The sequence below is a fragment of the Paenibacillus tritici genome (assembly GCF_018207515.1).
Taxonomy (GTDB): Bacteria; Bacillota; Bacilli; order Paenibacillales; family Paenibacillaceae; genus Paenibacillus_AQ; species Paenibacillus_AQ tritici.
Map to the genome: position 1 here is coordinate 7,075,227 of NZ_CP073365.1, position 12,981 is coordinate 7,088,207.

Annotated in this window: 12 protein-coding genes; all 12 read right to left on the reverse strand. The window is 37.8% G+C overall.

All coding sequences use genetic code 11. The features are described from left to right. Positions 1–9: 9 nt before the first annotated feature. Entirely contained in the window at positions 10–426 is a 417-nt protein-coding gene (locus KDC22_RS30455) for a flagellar protein FlaG (RefSeq protein ID WP_211724251.1), read from the reverse strand. Between the two features lie 225 nt (positions 427–651). Then, the gene (locus tag KDC22_RS30460; protein ID WP_211721342.1) at positions 652–1,341 is read right to left on the reverse strand and encodes an acylneuraminate cytidylyltransferase family protein; all 690 of its coding nucleotides are present in this window, start codon (positions 1,339–1,341) and stop codon (positions 652–654) included. Beyond that, complete coding sequence (locus tag KDC22_RS30465) at positions 1,338–2,387, reverse strand: nucleotidyltransferase family protein (protein ID WP_211721343.1); 1,050 nt, start codon at positions 2,385–2,387, stop codon at positions 1,338–1,340. The genes KDC22_RS30460 and KDC22_RS30465 overlap by 4 nt, the downstream gene beginning before the upstream one ends. Before the next feature lie 51 nt (positions 2,388–2,438). Further along, the gene (locus tag KDC22_RS30470) at positions 2,439–3,104 is read right to left on the reverse strand and encodes a class I SAM-dependent methyltransferase (protein WP_211721344.1); all 666 of its coding nucleotides are present in this window, start codon (positions 3,102–3,104) and stop codon (positions 2,439–2,441) included. Between the two features lie 17 nt (positions 3,105–3,121). Continuing rightward, positions 3,122–4,120: a GNAT family N-acetyltransferase gene (locus KDC22_RS30475; RefSeq protein ID WP_211721345.1), complete on the reverse strand. Its 999-nt coding sequence runs from the start codon at positions 4,118–4,120 to the stop codon at positions 3,122–3,124. Beyond that, complete coding sequence (gene neuB, locus KDC22_RS30480; protein ID WP_211721346.1) at positions 4,117–5,196, reverse strand: N-acetylneuraminate synthase; 1,080 nt, start codon at positions 5,194–5,196, stop codon at positions 4,117–4,119. Before neuB ends, KDC22_RS30475 begins: the two co-directional genes overlap by 4 nt. Next, on the reverse strand, positions 5,193–6,275 hold the full coding sequence (locus KDC22_RS30485) for an aspartate aminotransferase family protein (RefSeq protein WP_211721347.1): 1,083 nt from the start codon (positions 6,273–6,275) through the stop codon (positions 5,193–5,195). Before KDC22_RS30485 ends, neuB begins: the two co-directional genes overlap by 4 nt. A gap of 15 nt (positions 6,276–6,290) precedes the next feature. Then, entirely contained in the window at positions 6,291–7,454 is a 1,164-nt protein-coding gene (gene neuC, locus KDC22_RS30490) for a UDP-N-acetylglucosamine 2-epimerase (protein WP_211721348.1), read from the reverse strand. Continuing rightward, complete coding sequence (locus tag KDC22_RS30495; protein WP_211721349.1) at positions 7,447–8,616, reverse strand: LegC family aminotransferase; 1,170 nt, start codon at positions 8,614–8,616, stop codon at positions 7,447–7,449. Before KDC22_RS30495 ends, neuC begins: the two co-directional genes overlap by 8 nt. Then, a complete protein-coding gene (locus KDC22_RS30500) occupies positions 8,613–9,614 on the reverse strand; it encodes an NAD-dependent 4,6-dehydratase LegB (RefSeq protein WP_211721350.1) in 1,002 nt (333 codons plus the stop codon). The genes KDC22_RS30495 and KDC22_RS30500 overlap by 4 nt, the downstream gene beginning before the upstream one ends. A 21-nt stretch (positions 9,615–9,635) precedes the next feature. Beyond that, positions 9,636–11,444, reverse strand: a complete 1,809-nt coding sequence (locus tag KDC22_RS30505) for a motility associated factor glycosyltransferase family protein (protein WP_211721351.1) — start codon at positions 11,442–11,444, stop codon at positions 9,636–9,638. A gap of 144 nt (positions 11,445–11,588) precedes the next feature. After that, the gene (locus tag KDC22_RS30510) at positions 11,589–12,842 is read right to left on the reverse strand and encodes a flagellin N-terminal helical domain-containing protein (protein WP_211721352.1); all 1,254 of its coding nucleotides are present in this window, start codon (positions 12,840–12,842) and stop codon (positions 11,589–11,591) included. Between the last annotated feature and the right edge of the window lie 139 nt (positions 12,843–12,981).

Genomic DNA, 12,981 nt, shown 5'->3' on the forward strand with positions numbered 1-12,981 from the left:
CTCCAGATTCTAAATCTTTTCGTCAACTAATATTCCGGCAATTTCCATCATTTTAGCTACAAGATCAAGTGTCTTCTCTGGCGGCACTTCACGGATGAGCTCCCCAGTATCCTTATTCATTACCTTGACCATAATATCATGTGTTTTCTCATGGATGCTGATTTCTAATGTAGTCTGCGGTCCTTGTAGGGATTTAACCGCCCTTTCAATGGTCTTTATCAATTGTTCTTCAGCTACAGAGACGTTGACTCCTTGCCTCTCTCTAAGATTAAGGTCCCTGGCATCCTTAATATTATTAGCTGGAAGAACTTCAACGTTTGAAGTGTTGAGCGGAAACTGTGCAGTCGCCCCATTACCCAACAACACTTCCGATTTACTTTGTCCTTTTGTAATAGAACTGGCAGAAAGAGAGAACTGTACATTCATCAAACATCCGACCTCCAAAAAACCTCGATTATCTCGATTATATAGTATATATCGGTTACTCATTGGGATTGTTTAGGTTAGAGCAACAATAATATTTAGGGTATATACCTACCTATATTATTCAGAACAAAGCTATCTCATCAATAAAATAGAAAAGGAACTAGCTTATTAAGCCAGTTCCATAGAAAACATGCGTAATATCCAATAAACTATGTCTTTTCTTCTTTAGAACCTCTTACTCAATAACAAATCACACAAAAAGAAATCTTCCTCAGTATCAATATCATAAGAACGACTCTTCGCCATCTCAAAAGCAACGGTCTCTTGTTCCAAGAAAGAGCCGCTGGCCAACAGCCAATCCACTTCAGCTACATAAACAGCCCCATTTAGAGCATAAACATCAGGTAACTCCTGCCGGCGAGTTATCGATTCACTTCGTTCAATTAATTTCTTCATCATATTATTTTCTTGAAGTGTATACATCCAATAAGGTGATTTATCCGGTTTCGTAACACTAACACAAGCAGGAGCCCCTACATTCCACATGTTTTCAATACATCCATCAATATCATCTATCAATCTTAAAGGGGAAGTAGGCTGTAATAATACAACATAATCGAAATCAGGCAATTGATTTATCGCATGCAGAACTGGAGCAATACCCGGGGTTGTATCTTCAGATAATTCTTTAGGACGCACAAAGGGAGCCTCACACCCATAAGCTCTGGCGATTTCTATAATCTCAGGATCCTCTGAAGATAATATGAGTCTATCAATATACCTTGATTTTTTTGCTTCTTCTATCGTCCACGCAATAAGCGGTTTTCCAGCTAATTGTTTAATATTCTTACGAGGAATCCCCTTGGATCCCCCGCGTGCAGGAATGATGGCAAGGACCTTTTTATTATCGATCATATAAATACACCTCTAAAATCACCGTTTGCTTTCTCATAATCATCCACTCGGCCAATATCAAGCCAATACTCTCTTAACGGAAAAGCAGAGACACCACCCTGAATGTCCATCAATTTCTTGAATAAGTCCGGCATATCATAAAATTCGTCTTGTGGAACATGCTCAAGCACCTGTGGGTTCAGCACGTAAATCCCTGCATTGACAAAGCTTTTGTGAACAGGTTTCTCCACAATGGAAAGAAGCCGATGATTTTCAGTTTCAATGACTCCATAGGGAATTTGATATTCATATTCTCTTACACATATTGTTGCGTTTGATTTAGTCTCACAGTGAAATTCCATCAATTGCTCGTAGTTCATTTTAGTTAGCAGGTCACCATTCATAACGAAAAATGGCACATTCGGCTTTACTGATAAAAGCGATAAAGCTCCCGCGGTACCCAATCTCTTACCCTCTTCAATATACTCTATATTCACATCTAAGTGCTTACCATCTTGAAAATACGCTTTGATTATTTCCTTTTTATAATTTACTGACAGAATAAATTTGGTAAATCCATAATTTTTAAAACCCTCAATAATCGTTTCTAAAATCGGCTTATCTCCAACTTTAAGCATTGGCTTTGGAATATCATCCGTAAAAGGCCGCAGACGAGTTCCAAGCCCCCCTACCATCAAGACTACAACATTATCTTTTGGCAATACCTGTGCAATATCATCAGCAAAGAGAATGCGCTGGACCTGGTTATTGCTATTTACAATAGGTAGTTGTCGCAACTGTCTTGTGCTCATCAATTCTTTGTAATGAAAGAATTTTTCACCTTGCTTCTCGAATATAGGCGAGCTATTCATAACTAAATTAATCGGCGAGTCAAGTGGTATCCCTCTTAATATTCCTCTGCGAATATCACCATCTGTAACAGTTCCAAGCAATTTACGATCTTTATTGACAACAACAGCAAATTGCAGTGAAGATTGGTCGATAATTTTCATCGTTTCAATAACCGTCATCTCAGGCGCGATTAAAATACTTTCCCAGTTATCCATCTGCTACGCCCCTTTTGGATATAATGAATTATCTTCAGTATATTTGAATAGTCAATATTTCACGCCAGTAACAATCCATTCAATCACTTTTTCATTCAGATTGTTATAAGTTCTTTCAAGCTTCTCTATCTCCAAATCGCCAAAACTTTTCATAAGTTCTTTCATGTCTTCTTTTGTTGAAAACCGGCTCATCCCTTTATCCTTTAGAGGGCCCTCGTTAGCAATCCAAGTGTTATTACCGACACATTGACCAGTCCCGTCTCCCCAACATCCCGTTGCGAACGCTCTACTGAAAATCATGCCACTTTGTTTGAGAACTCTATGGATTTCATTATATATCTTCTCTGAATTTTCATAAGAATTCGCATATATCGCTTCATTATCAATAACAGCATCAAACGTACAGCTTTCATAAGGTATTGAGACTATATCTCCTACTCCAAGTTCCCCCACCCAACCGGGTACTTCATTATTTAATCTGGCCCTTGCCTTATCAATTGCTGTTGCAGAACCATCAATTCCAAACACTGAAAACCCTTCTCTTGCAACATACCATAAATTCGCACCAGTACCACAACCAACTTCAAGGATTTTTATTTTTTTCCTGTCAGTCGTTCCATAGAAATTACGCGCAATAAAGCGAATTAAATCCTCAGAAGGATACTTACCCCATTCCCGGGTTTTGAATATATTTTCCCAAGTTTGATCCCATGCCATTATTCATACCTCATTTCTTAACGATAGAATAGAATAAATTGTTCTTTTTGCGGATTTTGTTTTGTATATTCAGTTTTATACTCTTCATATATAGCTTCACTATGCTTATAGTTACCAATGAAGAAGGTAGCTTCTTGCTTTGAAAATCCCTTTTTAAAAAAGAGCAAAGAATTTGAACTTGAACCGTTTGTCCCTCCACCTAAGTACAAGGATTGAACATTAAGTCTTTTTGCATATTCTGCAAATTCGTAAATTAGTAGGTTAGTCACATTTTTCTCTCTACCTTCAGTATTAGTAGCAGAGAGATGATATTCTGCTATGGCACCATTAATAAAGAATATTGCAGCTCCGATTACTTCCCCAGATTCATTCTCTGCACTTAGTAAGTGAACAGCATCATTCTCTAATAATTCTATAAAGTACTTACTGTTAAAATAATAAGTACCATCCGCATTCTTTTCTGTCATTAGCGAAATATACATTTCTAAAAACATTTTTACGTTCACCTTGGATTTTTGCATTGAGATACTTACTTTGTCCTTTTGGGCCTTCCTAATAGCAGTACGCACTCGAGTACTAAATTGATAAAGCAGTTCTCCACCGGAGTTCAAATCAATATAAACCGTCTGTCTGTTTTCACTAACTTCCCCATAATAATTCAAATGATTGTTCAACAGCGGATGGAACCTGATAAATTCTACTATAACTTTTTGTTCCAAACACCATCGTTTATAACTCTCAATGCTTGAATTAATAAATGGTGGTTCGCCTGTAATTAACGGCCCTCCATATCCATAAGGTGACTGAATATCATAATACTCCGTACCTGGTACTTTACCCATATGAAAAGCATGAAAATAAATATTATCATTATCCTCAAGCGCAAAAAACACCGGTTTTAAGCCTTCTTTATATAGCACATCATTAATTACATATTGGGGATGGAAGTAAAAAGATTGCATAGCTAAAGGTAGTTTCTCAAATATACTTATTGCCCGTTCAGCAGAAACTATCATGTCAAAGTAATTTGCTGATCATTATCAAAATCTCTAGAAGCTTTTTTATTTAGCATATTCCAATATTCAAATGGAGGTATGCCGTTTCCTGGTCTTTTAATAGTTATATTTTCAACAGTTAAAGCTTCACCTTGTCTGATTTTTTTAAGTGCAACGATGCTCTTTCTTGCAATATTAAGATTCTTCAACTCTGATTCTGAAGGGATCTTTATACCCGAACCTTTGGCTAATTCTACTTGTCTGATCCCTTCCACCATATGATGTAACTCTTCCGGGGAGAGAGACGCCTTATGATCCGGTCCTTCTGCTTGCTTATCATAAGTTATATGTTTTTCAATCACTGTAGCCCCCAGGGCAACAGCCGCAATTGGTATTGCTATTCCCTCTGTATGATCTGAGTAACCAGACCGCAATCCAAAAGCAGTACTCATTGTATTCATAGCTAACAAATTCACATCGTGTACAGGTGCGGGATATTCAGTAGTACAGTGGAGCAAAGTAACTCTCTCTTTTAATAAACGCTGACCTTCCGAAGAAATGAACGCAGCTTTAAATGCTTCAATAGAAGGAGGCTCTTTAAGTAATAAATATCCATATGCTATGACACCAAGTGCAGCTTCAACTTCGCTCAAACTTGACATCCCTGTCGATAATATTATTTTCACGGATTTTTGTGCAATATGATGAATCAGGGGGGCATTGGTAATTTCACCGGAAGGTATTTTAATTGTCTGTAAACGTAAAATATCAATTAAATAATCAGCACTCTCCATATCAAACGGAGTGGATAAAAATTCAATATTGTGATCATCACAATATAATTTCAGCTCTGAAAATTGAGCAAACGAAAGTTCTAATTTCTTTACCATCTCAAATTGTGACTCTTCACTGCCGGTTGTTTCAATTTGATATTCAGCCTTAGGCGCGTCCATACTAATTACATTTTCCGTTTTAAATGTTTGAAATTTCACCGCATTTGCTTGAGCACTAACCGCAATATCAATAAGCTTCTTTGCTAATTTCATATCACCATTATGATTAACGCCCGCTTCAGCAATAATATATGTGCTTTTCATTTAATCACCTCTAAGAAAAATTGATGGAGCTTTTCTACTACATACAAAATATGCTCTTCGCTAATTCTTTGATCAATTGGAATAGTTAGAATGGCAGAACTGATTCTCATATCGTTAACAAAATTCTTTTCCGGGATAATCCAATGAATCGGACAGAAAATATTATGATTAATCAAATACTGACGAAGACTGTTACGCAATTCAACAGGGGCTAAGACAGGGAACCCTAATGGAACTTCATTATCCAAAATGGTTGTGTAAAGTGGTGTTAGAAACTTTTTGATTAAGCTATCGCTTTCAACCATATTGCTAAAGAATAACCAATTCTCTTTTCTCTTTTTCTTAATTTGCTCAATATCTATTCTTTCCATTAAAAAAACCGAGAACTCCGACATTCTGCCTACGCTCATCCTACTATCTAATCGAGATTCTGAAGACTTGAGTAGTGACAAAAACTCGCTATCATCCTTGGATAATGAACGCCTTATTTTTCCTTCTACCTGAGCAAGCAAAAAATATTTTTCATCTTGTGTGCAAAGTTTTTCAAAATTAAAATGCAATTTTTCCCTGCTTATCAATAAAGCTCCATCAGGTTGAGGAGTAAACTTTCTATAGCTGTATATTTTGAAGTCGAACAATTCGTTATCGAACTCCGAAAAGGCAGCCTGGACGCAATCCTCAATAACGAAAAATTGTTGCGTAGACCTCTCATTTTCCAACCATTTTTTGATTGCTTTATTCTCAAGACCAAAATAATGTACAAATAAAAAGACAACATTATTCAATTTCCGAGGTAAGTTTTCAGGTGTATTCAAATCTGCACCCATTGAATAAAAATAAATTGTGTAATTCTTTTCCTTAAAGGGCTGAACAACAGAGTCGCAAATATAGGCGGGTAAATACGCTATTCGTTCAACGCCTCTTATCTCCAGTTCTTCCAGAGCCAAAAGAATGGCAGCACGTCCAGTCCCAGTCCATAAATGATTTGGATATTCCTTTGTCAAAGCTTCTTGGTTTCTTTTCTTATTAGAGAGTAGTAAGGAGACGTCAATTTCTATATCACCGCCAACTCTGTACATCGTATTTTTCCATCCTCATCTATTTATATCGTAAAACTTTTTTTTGATAATATAGGATAAATCGATTTTCTTTAAATAGTCCTTAATATCAGCAGATGTGGTTTGCCCTTCATACTTTAATTTTAGCTGGTTCAACCCGTTTTGAAACTCCACCGAAAGAGCTAATTGGATTGCCTCAGTAATATCATTAATAGTAGGGGGACAATCAATAATAGAGTCTGCCTTTAACCTGCCTTTCTGTCTATCACCAATATTAATTGTCGGCTTCGAAAACACTGGTGCTTCAACGATCCCGCTTGAAGAGTTACCAATGACTAACGCGCAGTATTTCATAGTGCTTAAGTATCTTATTTGTCCTAAGGAAAAAAAAGATTTTACTCGTTCAGGATGAGACCTTGTATATTCATCTATTAGCTCATTAATTCTTCTGCTGTCGGTATCTGCATTAGATTTAGTAAAGATAATTTTATAATCCGGAAATGAATTCAAGGCAAAAAGCAAGTTCTTCACTTGTTCTTCTGCCATACTAGACTCCAATGTCGCCGGATGAAACGTAATAAGGAAATATTTATTTAAATCCCAGCTATAATAGACACTCAACTCTTCTTTGGTTAGTAATGTCATCTTTCTTATATTCTCAACACCCGTGTCACCTACATTAAACACCCTATCCGGCTGCTCACCAAGCTGAATAACACGTCTTGTATAATCTTCATTTGCTGTAAAGTGGATATGACTCATCTTTGTTAAAGAATGACGAATGGATTCATCAATTGCTCCCTCAGTGAGTTCACCACCAGAAATGTGAGCAACAGGAATACGCATGACTAATGCCGTTTGAGCAGCACTGAATATTTCAAACCGGTCCCCGAGAAGAACCAATATGTCCGGTTTTAGACGCTGAAACGCTTCCGCAAATCCCAATGTAGCAATTCCCATGGATTTAGCGATAGCAACAGGGGTATCTGAAGATAAGAGCATTTCAATTTTCTCATCGATAATAAACCCGTCTTCTTCAATTTGCTTATAGGTCAACCCAAATTCAGGTGACAAATGCATACCTGTAGCTATTAATTGCAACTCCAGTTCATCATCCGCTTGAATTTCTTTCATTATACGAAATAAAAGACCGTATTCTGCACGTGTTCCTGTAACAATACATATCTTACGTCTATTCATTAGACCCTCCCCCCGGCGGAGTTGAAGGAATATTAATTATACGGCCCTTCAATTGTCTTGTAACTGTAAGATCCGCCTTTGGACAATGCAAATAAGGCTGTAATTCATCAAGCGGTGTCCAGATCGGACGAGCCATAACACCTTCACTATTAAGCACCTCTAACACAAAATCACGGTGATAGCACTTCTCATTAATTAGTAGGGTTTGCAGCCAATAATTGCTTGTCCCAAAGGAAGGCTCTGTAAACAGTCGAGCACCTTCTACGCCTTCGAATAATTTCTCATAATGCCTTGTTAATAGTCTTTTTGATTTTTGAAATCCCTCGATCTGCTCTAATTGGGCGCAACCAAGAGCAGCATTAATATTGGGCATCCGGTAATTATACCCTACTTCATCATGAGTAAATTCCCACCGGTGAGGATTTTTTGCAGTTGTAGTAATATGTTTGGCGTAGTCGGCAAGCTTTTCATTATTAGTTAGAATTGCCCCACCGCCACCAGTAGTTATAATCTTGTTGCCATTGAAGCTGAGAGTTCCAACAAGCCCAAAACCTCCAGTATGCTTCCCTTTGTAATAGGAACCGAGTGATTCTGCTGCATCTTCTACTAGAACAAGATGGTAACGTTGACAGATATCTATTAGCGGATCAAGATCCACGGAATGTCCGAAAGTATGCATAGGAACAACAGCACGAATGATCCTGCCTGTATGCTTGTTCATTAGTTGTCCATTATCGACTATTCCAATTTCCTGAATATATTTTTCGAGCTTATATGGATCAAGTCCCAGGGTGTGTTCAGATACATCTACGAAGTGCGGAAAAGCCAGTAAATACGAAACTGCATTGGCAGTCGCAATAAATGTCAATGCTGGCATGAACACTTCATCATTGGCTTGAACACCAGCAACTTTCAGTGCAATATGCAAAGCCGCAGTGCCATTTACAGTGGCCACTGCTCTCTTCACGCCAGTGAAATCTGCAAGTCTTTGTTCAAATTCATTAACATATTTACCTACCGATGAAACCCAGCCAGTCTGGATACAGTCGGCTACATACTGTAGCTCTTTTCCTCCAAAAGTCGGCTCATGCAGAGGAACAAAATCCTTGTTGTCATATAGTGACTTTATATCTCGGGCGATATGCTGCCATTGACTACTCATATATTATATACATCTGCCTTATAGTTGGTTAGATTAGCTGGATTTATGAACCAGTCAATCGTTTCTTGTAATCCGCGTTTAAATCCTTCGATACCCCCATAGGATGGTTCCCATCCGAGTAGATTTTTCGCTTTTGTATTGTCTGCCCAGAGCCGTTCCACTTCACTTTTCTCGGGACGCAATCGAATTTCATCTGTTAAGATTTCTACTGATACCCCCATTACTTCTGCAATAGCCTCTACAGTTTGTCCTATAGAAATTTCGTAATTACTTCCTATATTGATCACTTCACCTATAGCCTTTTCATTATTCATCATCGCAATAAACCCATTTACTGTATCTTGAACATAGTTGAAATCTCTCGTCGGTGTTATTGATCCAAGTTTAATTTCCTTTTGTCCTGCTGCAAGTTGTGTAATGATGGTTGGAATCACCGCACGTGCAGATTGACGCGGACCATACGTATTAAACGGACGAATAACCGCCACAGGCGTTTCAAAAGAGCGATAAAAAGAGAGTGCCATTTGATCTGCACCGATCTTTGATGCTGAATACGGTGACTGCCCCTGTAATGAATGGTTTTCATCTATAGGTACGTATTGCGCTGTACCATAAACTTCACTTGTGGAGGTATGCACGACTTTTGATACTCCTAGTTGACGAGCGGCTTGTAGTACGTTCAATGTACCTTTAATATTCGTGTCTACATAAGTTTCCGGAGAATGATAAGAATAAGGAATAGCGATTAATGAAGCTAAATGCAAAACCTTGCTGCAGCCCTTCATCGCCTCCATTACCCCATGAGGATCTCTAATATCCCCTGCAAATACTTCAAACTCGTTCTTATAAGGTGAATGATCGAGCCAGCCCCAAGAGTTAAAGGAGTTATAATATACGAAGGCCTTTATTTCATATCCGTTCTTGATTAACTTTTCCGTGAGGTGAGACCCAATAAAGCCATCAGCACCAGTTACTAATATCTTTTTATTCTCGGTCATATTATCACGCTCCATTGTCCCTTAAAGGTTATTTGAACTTTCCTCAATTATAGCGATAATTTCTCCTATCACAAAAACACTAACCGTTAAAAATTCCATTTGTATGTCTCTGTTTGCAATTAAGTTGGAAGATGATAATGTTTGTTCTATTGCATACAAGTTCCACATGGAGCTCATCATTATCGGTTGTAAATTATGCCGTAACAGCCAATCCTCTTTTACTTTCTCAAATAGATCATCTGTTTCACTTAAATTTTCCACTATTTTTAATAACTGTTTTTCCGACAAACTGTTATTAATATTTAATCCTTTAACAACTTCAAGTTGTTTTTCAAATTCAAGTTTCATACTGATGAACTTTTCTCTTTGTTTCTTTAATATAGATCGCATTTGCTCTTTTTTCAGAGGGTATTCTGCTATAGTATCCATGACTTCTTTAACTGGTACCATATCTTGAGAACAATATTGTTCAGCAGCTTCTTTCAAACTCATTTGAATTGTACTTTCAATTTTAGCCCCACCTTCGGTGGCATTAACTACAATCATATTTTCATTGAAAATTTCTATTTCAAACCACTTACGGAAATTAATCCAAATATCCGTGGTAGGGACACTTCCACCATAATATCCTTCAGTATACGTTTTATTGATTGCTGAAAACACTTCGTTAGTGAAGTCTTTATTATCGTATATTGTTCCCCCTGCATGAGACTCTTCTTCGGAGTCACCAAATGCCAAGTCTTGGCCCACTAGGATAATTGGAGATGCCCCTATATGCTCTGCAAACCCAAAAGCAACATGTGCACACGATAACCCTAGACTGATCGAATTATCACCCACCAATCCAAGTATCTGTTGAAGCCAAATATACTCTCCAACATTTTCCCGCATAGGAATAATAATATCGCCAGCAAATTCATTGAAAATTTCAGGGTAAAGAAGAAGCGGTGCTACTATACTTGTTTCAGAGGGGTAGATTTTATTCTCATAGAAATAGCTATAAGTTTCTTTGTCACGTTCAATTGAACAAATAAAGTCTGGGATAATTCCTTCTTCACAGAGTCTTTTGGCAATTGTGTCAACAGCAATTATAACCGCCTTCGATTTCATTTTTTTTAATTCATCTATATTTTTATTAAGAGATGGACCTGCAGCAACCACTATTGCTGGTTTATTTTTAAAGAGATTTTTTAAACACGAGACATCTTTTGAATTAACCAAGTGATGAAGATTTTTCATATTGTGTTTGAATCCTGTTAGGCTGTCTTCAATCGAATTCCCAAAAAGCATAGCTTTATACTTTGCCGTTTCTTTGACCACTCGTACCAAGTAAGTACAAATATCCACCGCATAACTTCTGTAGAAATAGGTAAAATAGAATCTAATATTTTTAAGGTAATAAATAAGAGATGTAGAAAAAATCTTATCCAAAAAAATCGACAGATTACTCAATTCATCAGCAAAGAGGATCACATTAAAATTCCTAAAGAAGGATAAGTCCCTTTTATTTAATGTATAACTAAAGAAGGCAGGGTTAGGTTCAATAATGATCAGAAAAGACTCTTTGCTCATGGTTTGAATTAGTTTTTGAATTTCTTCTATAGAATAAATACCCATTACAAATATTAGTTCCCTCTTTAAAGGGTTAGGCCTACTTGATTTTTCAATTTCAGTTTTAACAAGAAACATCTCGTTCTTATATTGAATAAATTCATTGCCTTCACCATCTCTATGAATTAAATCCTCAGACCCCCTCTCTTCCTTTTGTTCGCAAATCCAATGACTAGAATTTCGGGACAGAACCTGTATATTTCTATCTAATAACTTCATTTAATGATTCTCCTTACATACAAAAAGTATATTTAGTATTGGCTTAGAGTTTAATTTAGTTTGGTATAGAAAGATAGCCCCACAATGTGGGGCTAAACTTTTTCGAGGTATCAAGAATAATATTGTATAATTTTAGGAGAAAAATTATCTCAACAATTGAAGCACGCCTTGCGGCTGTTGGTTTGCTTGTGCCAACATAGCTTGAGCAGCTTGAGCCAAGATATTATTTTTAGTTTGTGACATCATTTCTTTAGCCATATCAACGTCACGGATACGGGATTCAGCAGCTGTCAAGTTTTCAGACGCAGTTCCCAAGTTGTTAATCGTATGCTCTAAACGGTTCTGTACAGCACCCAGTTTAGAACGTTCACTGGAAACTTTTTGAGTTGCTTGGTCAATTACTTTAATAGCAACGGTTGCTTGAGATTGCGTCGAAATTTGCAGCCCTTTAACTCCCAGTGCCGAAGCTCCCATGTCTTCAATGGAAAGATTCATGGATTGGCCTGTATTAGCACCAATTTGGAAATTAGCTGTCCCATCAGTTCTCTTGTTAGCGGCAGCTGTAGTTTCGGAGAATGAGGAAAGTGCATTAGTTGCAGCAGTACGGACATTACCACTAGCGTCTTTAATAGTAATTGTCAGTCCATTAACAGCGCCTACGGTACCAGCATTAGCCGCAGTCACTACTGCTGCACCAGCACTAATAGTAAGTCCTTGATTAGCATCAGCTGCTGCTCCATCAGTAGTTCCTAGTGCTGCAATAGTCAAAGCAGCACTAACAGCGAATGTATTAGTAACAGTAGTTCCATCTTTTACATATGAGATAGTAATGGAATCATTTGAAGTAATACCCAAGTTGTTACCATTTTTATCAGTAAGGTTTGTTAAAACAGTAGTTGATACGATTGCAGCACCCAGCGAATTTTTCAGGGAAGCATTCTTATTGATATTTGCTCCATCAGCATTAACTGCACTACCCATGGAACCATCCAACAAGTTTTTAGTATTGAATTGAGTTGTAGATTGAATACGATCAATTTCCTCATTCAATTGAGTCATTTCTTTTTGCAGTTCACTACGGTCACCGGAAGTGTTCGTGTCATTTGCAGATTGAACGGACAATTCACGCATACGTTGCAGGATGCTGTGAGTTTCGTTCAGTGCGCCTTCAGCTGTTTGAATCAAGGAGATACCGTCTTGCGAGTTACGGGAAGCCTGATCCAAACCGCGGATTTGGCCGCGCATTTTTTCGGAGATTGCCAGACCAGCTGCGTCATCACCTGCACGGTTGATGCGAAGACCGGAAGACAGTTTCTCGATATTTTTGTTTGTGTTGGCTGTGTTAGCAGACAGTTGGCGGTGAGTGTTCAGCGCCGCGATATTGTGGTTGATAATCATTTGATATTTCCTCCCTGAAATTAAGTTAGTTCCACATCCATGTGGTAAACGCTGAGCCATTAAGGTCGGCCGCCCCGCTGGCTCAGTGCCTAATACATATATCGACGGCAAGTCCTCAACTGTGTAGAGCATTTCGAAA